The 16,258-nt window shown below is 70.5% G+C and carries 20 protein-coding genes; 10 read left to right on the top strand and 10 right to left on the bottom strand.

Annotated elements, in window-relative coordinates; translation table 11 throughout:
• Window positions 1-108: 108 nt before the first annotated feature.
• On the bottom strand, window positions 109-1,473 hold the full coding sequence (locus ABZZ38_RS27420; RefSeq protein WP_356744696.1) for an FAD-dependent oxidoreductase: 1,365 nt from the start codon (window positions 1,471-1,473) through the stop codon (window positions 109-111).
• A 172-nt stretch (window positions 1,474-1,645) separates the two neighbouring features.
• On the opposite strand from ABZZ38_RS27420, the gene ABZZ38_RS27415 reads away from it, so the two are divergent.
• Window positions 1,646-2,434 (top strand): hypothetical protein, encoded by a 789-nt coding sequence (locus tag ABZZ38_RS27415; protein ID WP_356744694.1) that lies wholly within the window; start codon window positions 1,646-1,648, stop codon window positions 2,432-2,434.
• A gap of 35 nt (window positions 2,435-2,469) precedes the next feature.
• Here the strand turns inward: ABZZ38_RS27415 and ABZZ38_RS27410 are convergent, their stop codons facing one another.
• Window positions 2,470-2,742, bottom strand: coding sequence for a helix-turn-helix transcriptional regulator (locus tag ABZZ38_RS27410; protein WP_356744692.1), 273 nt, complete (start codon window positions 2,740-2,742; stop codon window positions 2,470-2,472).
• A gap of 97 nt (window positions 2,743-2,839) precedes the next feature.
• Here ABZZ38_RS27410 and map point away from each other — a divergent pair, with 97 nt between their 5' ends.
• Entirely contained in the window at window positions 2,840-3,607 is a 768-nt protein-coding gene (gene map, locus ABZZ38_RS27405) for a type I methionyl aminopeptidase (RefSeq protein ID WP_356744690.1), read from the top strand.
• 32 nt (window positions 3,608-3,639) lie between these two features.
• Here map and ABZZ38_RS27400 read toward each other — a convergent pair whose 3' ends face one another.
• A complete protein-coding gene (locus ABZZ38_RS27400) occupies window positions 3,640-3,912 on the bottom strand; it encodes a DUF397 domain-containing protein (protein WP_356744688.1) in 273 nt (90 codons plus the stop codon).
• On the bottom strand, window positions 3,894-4,733 hold the full coding sequence (locus ABZZ38_RS27395) for a helix-turn-helix transcriptional regulator (RefSeq protein ID WP_356744686.1): 840 nt from the start codon (window positions 4,731-4,733) through the stop codon (window positions 3,894-3,896). Before ABZZ38_RS27395 ends, ABZZ38_RS27400 begins: the two co-directional genes overlap by 19 nt.
• A 144-nt stretch (window positions 4,734-4,877) precedes the next feature.
• On the opposite strand from ABZZ38_RS27395, the gene ABZZ38_RS27390 reads away from it, so the two are divergent.
• Together ABZZ38_RS27390 and ABZZ38_RS27385 are read left to right on the top strand one after the other, a co-directional pair.
• Window positions 4,878-5,084: a hypothetical protein gene (locus ABZZ38_RS27390; protein ID WP_356744702.1), complete on the top strand. Its 207-nt coding sequence runs from the start codon at window positions 4,878-4,880 to the stop codon at window positions 5,082-5,084.
• Window positions 5,081-5,296, top strand: coding sequence for a hypothetical protein (locus ABZZ38_RS27385; RefSeq protein ID WP_356744684.1), 216 nt, complete (start codon window positions 5,081-5,083; stop codon window positions 5,294-5,296). The genes ABZZ38_RS27390 and ABZZ38_RS27385 overlap by 4 nt, the downstream gene beginning before the upstream one ends.
• A 15-nt stretch (window positions 5,297-5,311) precedes the next feature.
• On the opposite strand, the gene ABZZ38_RS27380 is transcribed toward ABZZ38_RS27385, so the two are convergent.
• Both ABZZ38_RS27380 and ABZZ38_RS27375 read right to left on the bottom strand, forming a co-directional pair.
• Window positions 5,312-5,725, bottom strand: coding sequence for a PIN domain nuclease (locus tag ABZZ38_RS27380; protein WP_356744682.1), 414 nt, complete (start codon window positions 5,723-5,725; stop codon window positions 5,312-5,314).
• Window positions 5,726-5,992, bottom strand: a complete 267-nt coding sequence (locus ABZZ38_RS27375) for a type II toxin-antitoxin system VapB family antitoxin (RefSeq protein ID WP_356744680.1) — start codon at window positions 5,990-5,992, stop codon at window positions 5,726-5,728.
• A gap of 103 nt (window positions 5,993-6,095) precedes the next feature.
• Here ABZZ38_RS27375 and recO point away from each other — a divergent pair, with 103 nt between their 5' ends.
• The 3 genes from recO to ABZZ38_RS27360 are packed head-to-tail and all read left to right on the top strand — an operon-like array spanning window position 6,096 to window position 7,927.
• Window positions 6,096-6,842, top strand: a complete 747-nt coding sequence (gene recO / locus ABZZ38_RS27370) for a DNA repair protein RecO (RefSeq protein ID WP_356744678.1) — start codon at window positions 6,096-6,098, stop codon at window positions 6,840-6,842.
• Window positions 6,843-6,866: 24 nt separating this feature from the next.
• On the top strand, window positions 6,867-7,718 hold the full coding sequence (locus ABZZ38_RS27365) for an isoprenyl transferase (RefSeq protein WP_356744676.1): 852 nt from the start codon (window positions 6,867-6,869) through the stop codon (window positions 7,716-7,718).
• Window positions 7,715-7,927, top strand: coding sequence for a hypothetical protein (locus ABZZ38_RS27360; protein WP_356744674.1), 213 nt, complete (start codon window positions 7,715-7,717; stop codon window positions 7,925-7,927). The genes ABZZ38_RS27365 and ABZZ38_RS27360 overlap by 4 nt, the downstream gene beginning before the upstream one ends.
• A gap of 72 nt (window positions 7,928-7,999) precedes the next feature.
• On the opposite strand, the gene ABZZ38_RS27355 is transcribed toward ABZZ38_RS27360, so the two are convergent.
• The 4 genes from ABZZ38_RS27355 to ABZZ38_RS27340 form a co-directional block, all read right to left on the bottom strand.
• Window positions 8,000-8,428: a Fur family transcriptional regulator gene (locus tag ABZZ38_RS27355; protein WP_356744672.1), complete on the bottom strand. Its 429-nt coding sequence runs from the start codon at window positions 8,426-8,428 to the stop codon at window positions 8,000-8,002.
• Window positions 8,429-8,500: 72 nt separating this feature from the next.
• Complete coding sequence (locus ABZZ38_RS27350) at window positions 8,501-9,400, bottom strand: metal ABC transporter permease (protein ID WP_356744700.1); 900 nt, start codon at window positions 9,398-9,400, stop codon at window positions 8,501-8,503.
• Window positions 9,397-10,176, bottom strand: a complete 780-nt coding sequence (locus ABZZ38_RS27345; RefSeq protein WP_356744670.1) for a metal ABC transporter ATP-binding protein — start codon at window positions 10,174-10,176, stop codon at window positions 9,397-9,399. Before ABZZ38_RS27345 ends, ABZZ38_RS27350 begins: the two co-directional genes overlap by 4 nt.
• Window positions 10,177-10,197: 21 nt before the next feature.
• On the bottom strand, window positions 10,198-11,163 hold the full coding sequence (locus ABZZ38_RS27340; RefSeq protein ID WP_356744668.1) for a metal ABC transporter substrate-binding protein: 966 nt from the start codon (window positions 11,161-11,163) through the stop codon (window positions 10,198-10,200).
• Between the two features lie 144 nt (window positions 11,164-11,307).
• Here ABZZ38_RS27340 and ABZZ38_RS27335 point away from each other — a divergent pair, with 144 nt between their 5' ends.
• The 3 genes from ABZZ38_RS27335 (at window position 11,308) to dusB (ending at window position 16,229) form a co-directional block, all read left to right on the top strand.
• Window positions 11,308-12,690 (top strand): glycine--tRNA ligase, encoded by a 1,383-nt coding sequence (locus tag ABZZ38_RS27335; protein ID WP_356744666.1) that lies wholly within the window; start codon window positions 11,308-11,310, stop codon window positions 12,688-12,690.
• A 141-nt stretch (window positions 12,691-12,831) separates the two neighbouring features.
• Window positions 12,832-14,958, top strand: a complete 2,127-nt coding sequence (gene mrdA / locus ABZZ38_RS27330) for a penicillin-binding protein 2 (RefSeq protein WP_356744664.1) — start codon at window positions 12,832-12,834, stop codon at window positions 14,956-14,958.
• Between the two features lie 131 nt (window positions 14,959-15,089).
• The gene (gene dusB / locus ABZZ38_RS27325) at window positions 15,090-16,229 is read left to right on the top strand and encodes a tRNA dihydrouridine synthase DusB (RefSeq protein WP_356744662.1); all 1,140 of its coding nucleotides are present in this window, start codon (window positions 15,090-15,092) and stop codon (window positions 16,227-16,229) included.
• Window positions 16,230-16,258 lie beyond the last annotated feature (29 nt).

Genomic DNA, 16,258 nt, shown 5'->3' with positions numbered 1-16,258 from the left:
CTTCTCTCGTCCCCGGCGCCCCCCCCCGCGGCGGGGGCCGGGCGCGCCGCCGCCGCGCCCCCCGGGGGCCCCCCCCCCCGGGCCGGCGGGCCCCCCCCCACCGCCGTATCACTGCTCGGCGCTCGCCCGCAGCATGCCCTCGCGCTCGACGATCTTCACGCGCTCGCGGCCCTCGGCCTCGCCCAGGGCGCGCTCGGCGGCGTCCAGCCGGTACCAGCCCTCCCACGTCGTGTACTCGACGCCCTTGTCGCGCAGGAAGTCCACGACGGCGTCCTCGCCCGGCGCCTCCGGCGTGCGCAGCCGGCCCTCACGGTGGTCCTCCAGCAGGTTGGCCACCGTCTCGTTGGCGTCGCCCTTGGTGTGGCCGATGAGGCCGACCGGGCCGCGCCGGATCCAGCCGGTCACGTACGTCGAGGGCAGGTGCGCGCCGTTCTCGACGACCCGGCCGCCCTGGTCCGGGACGGTGCCGCTGGCGGCGTCCCACGGCAGCTTGGGCAGCTCGTCGGAGAGGTAGCCGACCGCGCGGTAGACCGCCTGGACGTCCCAGGTGGTGAACTCGCCGGTGCCCTTCACATTGCCCGTGCCGTCCAGCTCGGTGCGCTCGGTGCGCAGCCCGACGACCTTGCCGTCCTCGCCGACGATCTCGGACGGCGACTCGAAGAAGTGCAGGAACAGCTTGTGCGGCCGGTCGCCGACGTCGCGGATCGCCCAGTTCTCCAGGGTCTTGGCGACCATGTCCACCTGCTTGTTGGAGCGCCGCGCCTCGATCGAGCCGTCGTCGTAGTCGATGTCCTCGGGGTTGACGATGACCTCGATGGTGGGGGAGTGGTCCAGCTCGCGCAGCTCCATGGGGCTGAACTTCGCCTGGGCCGGGCCGCGCCGCCCGAAGACATGGATCTCCAGCGCCTTGTTGGCCTTCAGGCCGGCGTACACGTTCGGCGGGATCTCGGTCGGCAGCAGCTCGTCGGCCGTCTTCGCGAGGATGCGGGCCACGTCCAGCGCCACGTTGCCGACGCCGAGCACCGCGACCTTCTCGGCCTCCAGCGGCCAGGTGCGCGGCACGTCGGGGTGGCCGTCGTACCAGGAGACGAAGTCGGCGGCGCCGTACGAGCCGTCGAGCTCGATGCCCGGGATGTCCAGGGACCGGTCCGCCGTCGCGCCGGTCGAGAAGATCACGGCGTCGTAGAAGGCGCGCAGGTCGTCCAGGGCGATGTCGGACGGGTAGTCGACGTTGCCGAAGAGACGTATCTGCGGCTTGTCGAGCACCTGGTGGAGGGCGGTGATGATGCCCTTGATCCGCGGGTGGTCCGGGGCCACGCCGTACCGGATGAGGCCGAACGGCGCCGGCATCCGCTCGAAGAGGTCGATGGAGACCCCGGGGTCGGTGGCGGCCTCGGACTTCAGCAGCGCGTCGGCGGCGTAGATTCCGGCGGGGCCGGCACCGACGATCGCGACCCGCAGGGGGCGGGGCATGAGGATTCCCTTCGAGCGATGGGTGAGGCATGGCTGTGACGGGTGATGCCACTGCACACCGCACTCTAAGTAAGGCTGTCCTCACCTCGGTACCCGGCCCCCGCCTATGACCCCATAAGTCGGGCTTATGGCCTCTCTCGCCTCCGTGCATGAATCGCGTCACGCTGGACCCATGAACGGCGCCGTCGGCTGGGGCGCCAGGCTGATGAACAGCTCGATCGCCGGCATGTTCCCGTGGATCCTGTTCTCGCTGCTGGTCGGCCCCGGCCGCTACGAACCGGCCGCCGCGCTCGCCCTCGCGGTGGCGGTCGTGCTCGTCCTGCTGCGCCGCCGCCCGATCTTCCTGGAGCTGGCGGGCCTGGTCTTCTTCGGCGCCCTGACCGTGATCGGCATGATCGTCCTGCCGGACACCCTGCGGTGGCTGGAGACGTACGCGGACGAGACCTCCAACGTCACCCTGGCCGCCCTCGCCTGCGGTTCCCTCGCGGTGCGGGCGCCGCTGACGGTGCCGTACGCGCGCAAGCAGGTCCCCCGCGCGTTCTGGCACACGCCGGACTTCCCGCGCACCAACCGCGTGCTCACGGCGGCGTGGGCCGTCGCCTTCCTCGTGGCGGCCGTGGCGGGCGGGGTCGGTGGCGTGGTGCTGCACAACCCGGACAACCTGTGGACCGGCTGGATCATCCAGGTCGTCGCCTTCGTCACCGCGGCGCGCTTCACCGAGTGGTACCCGGCCGTGGTCCGCGCCCGCCTCGACCCGGCGGGGGGACCGGTGCCGCCGGTACGGAGCCTGCTGATGCCGTTCGTCGGGCTGCTCATCCCCATGGGCGTCCTCGTCCTGCTCCTCGGCGGGGCGCCCAGGTGGTTCGCGGTCGCGCTGATGGTGGTGGGGGTGGTGCTCGCGCGGGCCCTCAGGAAGGAAGTGGCGATCGAGGAGCAGGAGAGCGGGCGGGACCTGAAGTGACCGACGGGGCGTCGGGCGTCGGCGGCGCGCCGGGGTCAGGCGGAGAGCGCCCGCTCCTCCGTCTCCGACTCCGCGCAGGCCGCGGCCAGGTCGTCCAGCGACATCCCCAGCGCGCCGGCCAGGGCCGCCACCGTGAAGAACGCCGGGGTGGGCGCCCGGCCGGTCTCGATCTTCCGCAGTGTCTCCGCGGACACCCCTGCCGCCGCGGCGATCTCCACCATGCTGCGCTCACCCCGCGCCGCGCGCAGGAGCGCCCCGAACCGCTCGCCGCGCTGCCGTTCCCACGGGGTCAAAGGAGTTCTCACCATGCCCGTGATACTAATACCGGTATAAGAATTGGTTCCGGCCGGTTCGCGGGCCGTTGCGCGCACCGGGTCCGGTGCGACAGGTGGGGAGACACGGGGCATGGTGGAGATCAAGAGCGACGCGGCGCTGGACGCGATGCGGGAAGCCGGGCGCGTCGTCGCGCACGCCCTCGCCGCCGTACGGGACGCGGCGGCCGTCGGAACGTCCCTGCGGGAACTGGACGAGGCGGCCCGCACGGTCCTGGCCGAGGCCGGGGCCCGCTCACCGTTCCTCGGCTACCAGCCGTCCTTCGCGCCCACCCCCTTCCCCGCCGTGATCTGCACCTCGGTCAACGACGCCGTCGTGCACGGCGTCCCCACCGACTACCGCCTGCGCGACGGCGACCTCGTCAGCGTCGACTGCGGCGCCGAACTCGACGGCTGGACCGGCGACTCCGCGATCAGCTTCACCGTGGGCACGCCGCGCCCCGCCGACGTGGAGCTGATCGACGCCACCCGGCGGGCCCTCGAAGCCGGCATCGCCGCGGCCGTCCCGGGCAACCGCACCGGTGACATCGGCCACGCGATCGGCGCGGTCGCCCGGTCGGCGCGCTGCGGTATGCCCGCGGACTTCGGCGGCCACGGCATCGGCCGCCGCATGCACGAGGACCCGCACCTCCCCAACCGGGGCCGGCCCGGCCGCGGCTTCCCCCTCCGCCACGGCCTGGTCCTCGCGATCGAACCGATGCTCATCTCCGGTGGCCGCGACGACTACCGCACCGGCCCCGACGGCTGGACCCTGCACACCGCCGACGGCAGCCGGGCGGCCCACATCGAGCACACGGTCGCCATCACGAAGGACGGTCCACGCGTTCTGACCCTGCCGTAGCCCCTCGGCCGCCTAAGGCCGCTGTACCGGGCTCACTGGCTCACACCGCCGATGAACGCCTGCCAGGCCGGGCCGGTGACGACAACGACCGGGCCGGTGGGGTTCTTGCTGTCCCGGACGGGGACGACCCCGGGGAGGTCGTCGCGGACTTCGACGCAGTTGCCGCCCTCACCATTGCTGTAGGTGCTCTTCCGCCAGGGTGCGGCACCGGGGAAGTCGTACGCCACTTCGACGCAGCTTCCGCCCTCACCGTTGCTGAAGGAGCTCTTGCGCCAGCGGGCGGTGCTCAGGTCGTAGTCGCGCATCGTCTGTAGTCCTCAGCCGCCGACTCGATCAGGGCCAGGGACGCCTCCGGCGACAGCGCGGCGACCCTGACCAGATCGTAGGCGCGCTGTGCCCGCTTCACCACCGCCGGATCGTCCAGCAGGGAACCCGAAAACGATGTCTCCGTATAGGCGGTTGGCGGCGCGTCCTCGAACTCCATGAGCCGCAGCGACCCGTCCATGGCGGCGTGTGCCCCTGCTGTGCAGGGGATCATCGTCACCAGTACCGCTCGCTCGCGCGCCAGCGCCGCGACGTGCTCCAGTTGCGCCGCCATCGCGGCCGGGCCGCCGACCGGGACACGCAGCACGTTCTCGTGCAAGGTCACCCAATACTCGGGCCTTGTAGCGTCCGCGAGGATGCGCGCCCGCGCGAGCCGGGCGGTGACCTTCTCGTCCACGTACTCCTCGGGGACGAACGGGTTGGCCGCGACGGTGACCGTCCGTGCGTACGCAGCTGTCTGGAGCAGGCCGGGCACGACCGTGGGGGCGAACTCGCAGATCTTCGTCGCGAGTGCCTCCAGCTCCGCGACGGCACGGAAATACTCGGCGTACGGCGATGTATTGATGAGCTTTCGGCACATCCGCTCGAAAAAACCGTCGGTTTGCAGTACCTCGTCGATCCGCTGCGCCACGTCGATCTGCGGCTTGCGAATCGCCTGTTCGAATTGGCCGATGTATCCGCCCGACACGAACACCCGGCGTCCCAGCTCCTGTTGCGTTATTCCCGCGGCCTCACGCCGGTTCTTGAGCTCCGTGCCGTAGAACTCCCAGGCGGCCTGCCTCGACGACCCAGCTTTGGCCATGAATTAACTCCCTTGTGCTGCCCTGCACTTGTAGCGGGCGCGCACCTGCCGATGTTACGGATGCGGGCCCACCATGGGGGCAGTAACCGGGAAATGGATTTGGGAAGGACGACCTCGGTGAAGGAAGAAAGCAACCGGCCGTCGATGGGGGTCATCGAGGCGGCACAGGAAGCGGTGACCGAATTGCGTGCGGCTCTCGAAAGGGCGGGTGTCAAGCTCCCGTCCCTGGGGCTGGACCCCGTCACCTGTGCCGCCGAGCCGCCGCGGCCGTTGGTCGAGTTGGGACGTTGCACGGTGGAGACGGCGCGCCGGCTGGCCGCCGTTCTGCCGGGGGAAGGTGGCCGGGGATGAGCCTGACCGTGGGGTCGTACGTGGTCGACATCCGGAGCGGACGCGTGGGGCGCGTGATGGGACACGTCGGCCCCTGCCTCCAGCTGAGACCGTTCGGCGGCGGGCGCGAGTGGGAGTGTCCGCCGGACGGGGCGCGGCCGGCGACCGACGCGGAGCGGCTCAGCGCGGCGACGGCGTACGCGAACGCGCGCAGCCGGGGTGAGGTGCCGTGACGCCCCGCCCGGAGGTCAGCTCCGCAGGTCGATCATCCGTACCGGCTGCCCGGTGGTACGGGCGATCGTCTCGTAGTCCCGGTCGTAGTGCAGGAGCGTGAGCCCGGCTTCCTCCGCCACGGCGGCCACCAGGAGGTCGACGGCGCCCGCACTGCGGTGTTCGCCCTTGGAAGTGAGTTCTTCCTGTACGACACGAGCCCGCCGGTAGATCCCATCCGGGATGGGGCACCAGGCATAGTGCGTATTGATGTCGTGCTTCAGCCGCTCTCGGTGGGCACTGGACCGGGCGGAGAACAGTATCTCCAACTCGGTGAAGTCGCAGATCGCGACGAGGCCGGCGCCGATCTTGGCGTCCCACTCCTCGGTGGCCCGGCCGGTCAGGACGCGCGCCAGGGCAGACGTGTCGATGAGGAAGTCGGCGACGGACACCTACGCGCTCCTGGGCGTCTCGATCGGCTCGCCGGGCTCCTCGTCCCGCAGGCCACCCCGGTACTTGCGCTTGTCCAGCAGGATGTCGATGTCCACGCCACCCTCGCGGACCAACTGGCGCGCGTCTTCGAGGGAGCGCAGTCGCCGGTACCGTGCCGTCACCTCGCGCAGCGCGGTGTTGATGGTGTCCCGCTTGGTGGTGGTGCCGAGTTCCTTCGCGGCTTCCGCGAGTGCTTCGTCGTCGAGGTCGACAACGGTTCTGCTCATGGATCCTCCTCGGGAAATCCATGCAAATATATCATCGCTCACGATCGAATGTATATTCGGAGCAGGGTGCCGTCCGTGGCTCCCCGTACGGGACAATGGCCCCATGACCCTGTTCCGCGACGACGGCATCGTGCTGCGCACCCAGAAGCTGGGTGAGGCGGACCGCATCATCACGCTCCTCACGCGGGGGCACGGGCGCGTGCGGGCCGTCGCGCGGGGGGTGCGGCGTACGAAGTCGAAGTTCGGGGCGCGACTGGAGCCGTTCTCGCACGTCGACGTGCAGTTCTTCGCGCGGGGCTCGGAGCTCGTCGGGCGCGGGCTGCCGCTGTGCACGCAGAGCGAGACGATCGCCCCGTACGGCGGCGGGATCGTCACCGACTACGCGCGGTACACCGCCGGTACGGCGATGCTGGAGACCGCCGAACGGTTCACCGACCACGAGGGCGAGCCGGCCGTGCAGCAGTACCTGCTGCTCATCGGCGCGCTGCGGACCCTCTCGCGCGGGGAGCACGCGCCGCACCTCATCCTGGACGCGTTCCTGCTGCGCTCGCTCGCCGTCAACGGCTACGCGCCGTCGTTCGACGACTGCGCGCGGTGCGGGCTGCCCGGGCCGAACCGGTTCTTCTCGGTCGCGGCCGGCGGGGTCGTCTGCGGGGACTGCCGGGTGCCCGGCAGCGTCGTACCCTCTGCTGAGGCAGTGGGCCTGCTCAGCGCGCTGCTCACCGGCGACTGGGAGACGGCGGACGCGTGCGAGCCGCGCCACGTCAGGGAGGGGAGCGGACTGGTGTCCGCGTATCTGCACTGGCATCTGGAGCGGGGGCTGCGCTCCCTCCGGTACGTGGAGAAGTGAAGAAGAGAACGAGGAGTGGAGCGCATGGCACGACGCGGATTCCTGGGCCGGTCCCGCCGCGACTACAAGGACCCCGAGCAGCATCCGTCGGGTGCGCGCCCGCCGAAGATCCCCGCCGAACTGGTGCCCAGGCACGTGGCGATCGTCATGGACGGCAACGGCCGCTGGGCGAAGGACCGCGGTCTGCCGCGCACCGAGGGGCACAAGGTCGGCGCCGAGCGGGTGCTCGACGTCCTCCAGGGCGCCATCGAGATGGGCGTCGGGTCCATCTCGCTGTACGCCTTCTCCACCGAGAACTGGAAGCGCTCACCGGACGAGGTGCGCTTCCTGATGAACTTCAACCGGGACTTCATCCGCAAGACCCGTGACCAGCTCGACGAGCTGGGCATCCGGGTGCGCTGGGTGGGCCGCATGCCCAAGCTGTGGAAATCGGTGGCCACGGAGCTCCAGATCGCCCAGGAGCAGACCAAGGGCAACGACCGGCTCACGCTGTACTTCTGCATGAACTACGGCGGCCGGGCCGAGCTCGCGGACGCGGCGCAGCGGATCGCCGAGGACGTGAAGGCGGGCCGGCTCGACCCGTCGAAGGTCGGCGAGAAGACCATCCAGAAGTACCTGTACTACCCGGACATGCCGGATGTGGACCTCTTCCTGCGGCCCAGCGGTGAGCAGCGCACGTCCAACTACCTGATCTGGCAGAGCGCGTACGCCGAGATGGTCTTCCAGGACGTGCTGTGGCCCGACTTCGACCGCCGCGACCTGTGGCGGGCGTGCCTGGAGTACGCCCAGCGCGACCGCCGCTTCGGTGGGGCGATCCCGAACGAGGAACTGCTCGCGATGCGGGGCCGCCAGGACGAGGCGGCTCCCCGGACGTGAGGGCGGCACGGGGTGTCCCGGCGGTCGGGGTGGCCGTCGGGGGACTGCCCGCCGCGGGGCGCCGCTCCCGCGTCGCCCGGGCCGCCACGGCATGCGCGCTCGTGCCGCCGGTGCGGCGGGTCCACGAGCCGCGGCCGACGCCGCGCTGCTGGGAGTACGACGGCGTCGGGCGCGACGACGACGGCACGTACGACTGCCTCACCCGCTGACGCGACATGCGTGTGGCCCGCGCCCCCCGGAAACCGCCGGTCGGGGTGCGGGCCACAGCCGTGCCGAAACGCTCAGGCGTCGTCCTTCAGCGACGCCGCGCAGTCCGTGCAGGTGCCGAAGATCTCCACGGTGTGCGCCACGTTCACGAAGCCGTGCTCGGCCGCGATGGTCTCCGCCCACTGCTCGACCGCCGGGCCCTCGACCTCGACCGCCTTGCCGCAGACCCGGCACACCAGGTGGTGGTGGTGCTCGCCCGACGAGCAGCGGCGGTAGACCGCCTCGCCGTCGCTGGTGCGCAGCACGTCCACCTCGCCCGCGTCGGCGAGCGACTGAAGGGTGCGGTAGACCGTGGTCAGGCCCACCGAGTCACCGCGGTGCTTGAGCATGTCGTGCAGCTCCTGCGCGCTGCGGAACTCGTCCACCTCGTTCAGCGCAGCCGACACGGCAGCGCGCTGCCGGGTCGACCGGCCGCGTACGCCGGTAGGTCCAGCCGTCGCCACAGGTGCCTCCTTAGCCTCGGCCCGCTCGAAAAGTCCGTCGGGCCATTCTGCCAGGCCGCCGAGCCGGCCCCGTCAGACCGTGACGTCGTCCGCCCGGCCGTGGGCGGCCGGTACGTCCACGTCGCACGCGTCCGGGGCCCGCTCGGCCGCCCGTGCGCGGCGCCTGGCCAGCGGGGTGGCCAGGGCGGTCAGCGCGATGAACACCGCGATCGCCAGCAGCACGATCGTCGCTCCGGGCGGTACGTCGTTGTAGTAGGTGGTGATCGTGCCGGCCAGCGTCACACCCGTACCGATCAGCACCGCGACGGCGAACGTCGTGCGGAAGGACCGCGACAGCTGCTGCGCGGCGGCGACCGGGACCACCATCAGCGCGCTGACCAGCAGCAGCCCGACCACGCGCATGGCGACCGTCACGGTCACGGCGGCGATCACCGCGATCAGCAGGTTCAGCGCGCGCACCGGCAGGCCGGTGACCCGCGCGAACTCCTCGTCCTGGCTGACGGCGAACAGCTGGCGCCGCAGCCCCAGCGACACCAGCAGCACGAACGCCGCCAGGACGCAGATCGCGACGACGTCCTCGTCCGAGACGGTCGACAGGGAGCCGAAGAGGTACGAGACGAGGTTGGCGTTCGACCCGGTCGGCGAGAGGTTGATCAGCATGACGCCGCCCGCCATGCCGCCGTAGAAGAGCAGCGCGAGCGCGATGTCGCCGCGGGTTCGCCCGTACGTGCGGATCAGTTCCATCGTGATGGCGCCGGCGACCGAGACGGCGGTGGCCATCCACACCGGGTTGGTGGACAGCAGGAAGCCGAGGCCGACGCCGGTCATGGCGACGTGGCCGATCCCGTCGCCCATCAGGGCCTGCCGCCGCTGCACCAGGTGGATGCCGACGGCGGGCGCGGTGATGCCGACCAGGACGGCCGCGAGGAGCGCCCGCTGCATGAAGGGGTCGTTCAGGAATCCCATGATCAGGTCAGCAGTCCCGTGCGGAGCGGCTCGTGGGCCGCGTGCGGATGTACGTGGTCGTGGCCCGGCAGCGCGTGCTGGCCGACGGCGCGCGGCGGCGGCCCGTCGTGGACGACGCAGCCGTCGCGCAGCACGACCGCGCGGTCGATCAGCGGCTCCAGCGGGCCCAGCTCGTGCAGGACGAGCAGGACGGTCGCCCCGGCCGCGACCTGTTCGCGCAGGGTCGAGGCGAGGATCTCCTGGCTGGCCAGGTCCACGCCCGCCATCGGCTCGTCCATGATCAGCAGCTCGGGTTCGGAGGCGAGCGCCCGGGCGATCAGCACCCGCTGGTGCTGGCCGCCGGACAGGGCGTCGACGGAGTCCCTGGCGCGGTGGGCCAGCCCGACGAGCTCGATGGCCCGCTCCACGGCCGCCTTGTCGGCCTTGGACGGCCACCTCAGCCTCGTACGCGACAGCCGGCCGGAGGCGACGACCTCGCGGATGGTGGCGGGGACGCCGCTGGCGGCGGTCGTGCGCTGTGGTACGTAGCCGACCCTCGCCCAGTCGCGGAAGCGCCGCAGCTCCGTGCCGAAGAGGGAGATGGACCCGCCGGTGAGGGGGACCTGGCCGATGACCGAGCGGACGGCGGTCGACTTGCCGGAGCCGTTCGCGCCGAGCAGGGCGACGACCTCACCGCGGCGCACGGTGAGGTCGACGCCGCGCAGCACGGGGCGTGAGCCGAGCGTGGCGGTGGCCGCCCGGACGGATATGACGGGGTCGGATATGGCGGACTCGCGGCTCACGTCAGTGCCTCCAAAGCGTTGTCACTTGGCGCCGAGGGCCTTCCGCAGCGCGGCCAGGTTGGACTCCATGACCTCGATGTAGTCAGCGCCCTTGGACTTGTCCGTGATTCCCTCCAGCGGGTCCAGGACGTCCGTGGTGAGGCCGGCGTCCTTGGCGAGGGTCTTCGCCGTCTTGTCACTGGCGAGCGTCTCGAAGAAGACGGTGGTGACCTTCTCCTTCTTCGCGATGGCCTGGAGCTCCTTGATGCGGGCGGGGCTCGGCTCGGACTCGGGGTCCACGCCGGAGATGCCCTCCTGGTCCAGGGCGTACCGCTCGGCGAGGTAGCCGAAGGCGGAGTGGGTGGTGATGAAGGTCCGCGTGGTGGTGTTCTTCAGGCCCTGGTCGAACGTCTCGTGGAGGGCGTCGAGCTTCTTCACCAGCTCGGCGGTGTTCTTCTCGTAGTCGGCGGCGTGGTCCGGGTCGGCCTTCTTCAGGGAGGCCCCGACGCCCTTGGCGACCTCGGCGTACTTCACCGGGTCCAGCCAGATGTGCGGGTCGGCGCCGGCTTCCTCTTCGCCGTGGGGCTCTTCCTCGTGCCCGTGGTCGTGGCCGCCGGTGGCCGTGCCGTGCTCCTCCAGCTTCGTGAGGGTCGCCGCGTCGACCGTGTGCTCCACGCCCGCCTGCTGGATCGCGTCGTCGACGGCGGGCTGGAGGCCCTTGAGGTACAGGACGTAGTCGGCCCGGCCGAGCTCGCGGATCTGGCTCGCCTTGAGCTCCAGGTCGTGCGGTTCGACGCCCGGCTTGGTGAGCGTGTTGACGGTGACGTGGTCCCCGCCGATCCGCTCGGCGAGGAACTGCATGGGGTAGAAGGACGCCACCACGTCCAGCTTGCCGTCCTCCTTGCCCGCCGTGCCGGAGCCGCCGGAGCAGGCGGAGAGCGTGATCAGGCCGAGGACCACGGCTCCGGTGACGGCGGTGGTGGGTATGAGGCGACGACGTACGTTCATGGGATTCATTTTCAACAAAACTGGAAACGATTGTCAACAAACGTGGTATGTGGCCCCGGCCACCCACCGATTTGATCCCAGGGCCCTGCGCGCCGCTAATCTGAAGCATTCGCCGTTCGTCGTCACCGTAATGAAGAGAGCACCGTGGCCGCCGACAAGATCGACACCATCGTCAGCCTGAGCAAGCGCCGTGGCTTCGTCTACCCCTGTAGTGAGATCTACGGTGGTCAGCGCGCAGCCTGGGACTACGGCCCGCTCGGCGTCGAGCTCAAGGAGAACCTCAAGCGCCAGTGGTGGCGCTACATGGTCACTTCGCGCGAGGACGTGGTCGGTATCGACTCGTCGGTGATCCTGGCCCCCGAGGTCTGGGAGGCCTCCGGCCACGTCGCCACCTTCACCGACCCGCTCACCGAGTGCACCTCCTGCCACAAGCGTTACCGCGCCGACCACCTGGAGGAGGCGTACGAGGAGAAGCACGGCCGCCCCCCCGAGAACGGCCTGACCGACCTCAACTGCCCCAACTGCGGCAACAAGGGCACCTTCACCGAGCCCAAGCAGTTCTCCGGTCTGCTCTCCACCCACCTCGGCCCCACCCAGGACTCCGGCTCCGTCGCCTACCTGCGCCCCGAGACCGCCCAGGGCATCTTCACCAACTTCGGCCAGGTGCAGCAGACTTCGCGCAAGAAGCCGCCGTTCGGCATCGCGCAGATGGGCAAGTCCTTCCGGAACGAGATCACTCCGGGCAACTTCATCTTCCGCACCCGCGAGTTCGAGCAGATGGAGATGGAGTTCTTCGTCAAGCCGGGCGAGGACGAGCAGTGGCAGGAATACTGGATGGAGCAGCGCTGGAACTGGTACCGCGACCTGGGTCTCCGTGAGGAGAACATGCGCTGGTACGAGCACCCCAAGGAGAAGCTCTCCCACTACTCCAAGCGCACCGCCGACATCGAGTACCGCTTCCAGTTCGGCGGCAGCGAGTGGGGCGAGCTCGAGGGCGTCGCCAACCGCACCGACTACGACCTCTCCGCGCACTCCAAGGCGTCCGGCACCGACCTGTCGTTCTTCGACCAGGAGGCCGGCGAGCGCTGGACGCCGTATGTCATCGAGCCCGCCGCCGGTGTCGGCCGCGCCATGCTGGCCTTCCTCCTCGACGCGTACAACGAGGACGAGGCCCCGAACGCCAAGGGCGTCATGGAGAAGCGCGCCGTGATGCGCCTCGACCCGCGCCTCGCGCCGGTCAAGGTCGCGGTGCTCCCGCTCTCCCGCAACCCGCAGCTGTCGCCGAAGGCCAAGGGCCTCGCCGCCGACCTGCGCAAGAACTGGAACATCGACTTCGACGACGCGGGCGCCATCGGCCGCCGCTACCGCCGCCAGGACGAGATCGGCACGCCGTACTGCGTCACCGTCGACTTCGACACCCTCGACGACAACGCGGTGACCGTGCGCGAGCGCGACACCATGAAGCAGGAGCGCGTCTCCCTGGACCAGATCCAGGGCTACCTCGCCAGCCGCCTGCTCGGCTGCTGACGCACCTCGCCCGCAGGGCCGCACGGGCGCCCGCTCCTTTCCGGGAGCGGGCGCCCGTCCCGTCTGCCCGGGGGTGGTCCGCGCGCCGCGATCCCCGTTGTCTAAGCTCTCGACACAGCCAGGGGCAGGGGGTATCGGTACGTGACCAACATTCCGGAGACCGGGCGCACACCACGCGTCCGGATACGCCTCGTCATCCTTCAGATACTCGTCTTCTCGCTGCTGCTGACCCTGGGCGGACGCCTCTGGTACATGCAGATCCGCAACGGCCAGGAGTACGCCGAGGAAGCCAGCCGCAACCGCGTGCAGAAGGTCGTCCAGCCGGCGGTGCGCGGCTCGATACTCGACGCGCGGGGCGTGCCGCTCGCCGACAACGAGACCCGGCTCGTCGTCTCCGCCTCCCGCACCGAGCTCATGAAGGCCGAGGACGGAGGCAAGGCCGCTCTGGCCCGCCTCGCGCGCGTCCTGGGCGTGCCGGAGGAGGAGATACGCAACAAGGTCCGTCTCTGCGACGCACAGACCCCGCAGCCGTGCTGGAACGGCTCGCCCTACCAGCCCATCCCGATCACCGACGAGGCAACGCCCCGGCAGGCCCTGCAGATCCGTGAGCGGGCCGAGGACTTCCCCGGCATCACCGCCGAGCCGACCGCCGTCCGCCGCTACACCGCCCCCGGCGGCGCCCGCACCGCGCAGGTCCTCGGCTACCTCTCGCCCGTCACCGACGACGAGATCCAGCAGGCCAAGGACTCCGACTCGCCGTTCCTCCGCTCCGACCAGGTCGGCCGCTCCGGCCTGGAGCGCACCTACGACAAGGCGCTGCGCGGCAAGGCGGGCATCACCCGCTACGAGGTGGACCACCTCGGCCGCGTCCTCGGCCGGGCCGAGAGCGACCCCGCCCGCCCCGGCGCCAACGTCGTCACCTCCATCGACGCGCGCGTGCAGGCCGTCGCCGAGTACGAGCTCGACCAGGCGATGAAGGAGGCCCGCAAGGAGTTCGACCGCAACACCGGCCGGAACTACAAGGCCGACTCCGGTGCCGTCGTCGTCATGGAGGCGAAGACCGGCCGGGTCGTCGCCATGGCGTCCCTGCCCGACTACGACCCCAACACCTGGGTGGGCGGCATCTCCGCCAGGGACTACGCGAGGCTCACCGGCGAGAAGTCCAACAACCCGCTGCTCAACCGGGCCATCCAGGGCCAGTCCGCCCCCGGCTCCATCTTCAAGGTCATCCCCACCACCGCGGCGGTGAAGGCCGGATACCCCTTCAACGGCCGCTACGACTGCTCCAGTTCGTACTCCATCGGCAACCGGTCGTTCTCGAACTTCGAGTCCAAGGGGTACGGCATGATCGACCTCGGCCGCGCCCTCGAAGTCTCCTGCGACACCGTCTACTACCGCCTGGCGCACGAGGAATGGCGCAAGGACGGCGGGATGAAGCCCAAGAAGGACGCCAAGGACGTCTTCTACACCACGGCCCGGCAGTTCGGCCTCGGCAAGGAGACCGGCATCGACCTGCCCAACGAGGTCAGGGGCCGCGTCCCCGACCGCCGGTGGAAGCGGGACTACTGGGAGGCCAACAAGGGTCCCTGGTGCGAGCAGGGCAAGAAGGACGGGTCGTACGCGGAGCAGATCGCGTACGAGAACTGCGTCTCCTTCAAGGACCTGCGCCCCGGTGACTCCGTCAACTACTCCATCGGCCAGGGCGACACCCTCGTGACCCCGATCCAGATGGCCACCGTCTACGCCGCCCTCTCCAACGGCGGGACCCTCTACAGGCCGAGCGTCGGGAAGGCGATCATCAGCCCCGACGGCAAGCACGTCCGGGAGATCACGCCCAAGGCGCACGGCAAGCTCCCCGTCGGCAGGAAGCTGCTGGAGCAGATGGGCGACGCCCTCGCCGGAGTGGCCACCCGCGGCACTGCGGCCTGGCGCTTCGTCGGCTGGCCGCAGGACAGGATCCCCATGCACGCCAAGACGGGCACGGCCGAGGTCTACGGCAAGCAGACGACGTCCTGGTTCGCCACGTACACCAAGGAATACGCGATCGTCATGACGATCTCCCAGGGCGGTACGGGCTCGGGCGCCTCCGGCCCGGCGGTGCGCAACATCTACGACGCGCTGTACGGCCTGGACAAGCAGGGGAACCAGGACCTCAAGCGCGCCCTGCTGCCGCAGCCGCAGAAGACGCTGCCCCGAGTACAGCCCGACGGCTCCATCGACGCGCCGCCCGTCAAGCCCTACCGCCCGGAGCCGCGCCGCCGTCCTTGACGCGCCTGAACGGCGCCGGCTGTTCCCGGGAGGCGTGCGGCCCGGCAGCGGCGGCGGGGGGTGAGCCCGGCCCTGTACGCAAAGTACGCCTAACTAACGAGTGGGAAGCGCGGTGGGTGACAATAGGGGGCATGACCGCGTTCAGTCCCCTTGCCATCGGGCCGCACACCGTGCAGCCGCCGGTGGTGCTCGCGCCGATGGCCGGCATCACCAACGCTCCCTTCCGCACCCTGTGCCGCGAGTTCAGCGGCGGAAAGGGGCTGTTCGTGAGCGAGATGATCACGACGAGGGCGCTGGTCGAGCGCAACGAGAAGACCATGCAGCTGATCCACTTCGACGAGACCGAGACGCCCCGGTCGATCCAGCTGTACGGGGTCGATCCGGTGACCGTCGGCAAGGCGGTCCGGATGATCGTCGACGAGGACCTCGCCGACCACATCGACCTGAACTTCGGCTGCCCGGTGCCCAAGGTGACCCGGAAGGGCGGCGGGTCCGCCCTGCCCTACAAGCGGCCCCTGCTGCGGGCCATCCTCAACGAGGCCGTGGGCAACGCGGGGGACCTGCCGGTCACCATGAAGATGCGCAAGGGCATCGACGACGACCACATCACCTACCTGGACGCGGGCCGCATCGCCGTCGAGGAGGGCGTGACCGCCATCGCCCTGCACGGGCGTACGGCGGCACAGCACTACGGCGGCACGGCGGACTGGGACGCCATCGCCCGGCTGAAGGAGCACGTGCCGGAGATCCCCGTGCTCGGGAACGGCGACATCTGGTCCGCTCACGACGCGCTGCGGATGATGCGCGAAACGGGCTGCGACGGAGTGGTCGTGGGGCGCGGCTGCCTGGGGCGGCCGTGGCTCTTCGGCGACCTGGTCGCGGCCTTCGAGGGCACGGGGGCGGCGGCGGCGCCCACGCTGCGCGAGGTCGCGGACGTGATGGTGCGGCACGCGCGGCTGCTGGGCGAGTGGATCGGGGACGAGACGCGGGGCGTCATCGACTTCCGTAAGCACGTGGCCTGGTACCTCAAGGGGTTCGCCGTCGGGTCCGAGATGCGCAAGCGGCTGGCGGTGACGTCCTCGCTGGACGAGCTGCGCGCTCAGTTGAGCGAGCTGGACCTGGACCAGGCGTGGCCGGTGGGCGCGGACGGGCCGCGCGGGCGGACGTCGGGCAACAACCGGGTCGTCCTGCCGGACGGGTGGCTCAAGGACCCGTACGACTGCGCGGCGATGGTCGGCGCCGAGGCGGAGCTGGACACGTCGGGCGGCTGACGCCGCGGGTGCCTGGACCGGGGCTCTGC

Origin of the sequence: Streptomyces sp. NPDC006368, from assembly GCF_040612535.1 — a bacterium.
Taxonomy (GTDB): Bacteria; Actinomycetota; Actinomycetes; order Streptomycetales; family Streptomycetaceae; genus Streptomyces.
The sequence above is the reverse complement of the archived record's forward strand: the minus strand, read 5'-3'. Positions and strand labels throughout refer to the sequence as shown.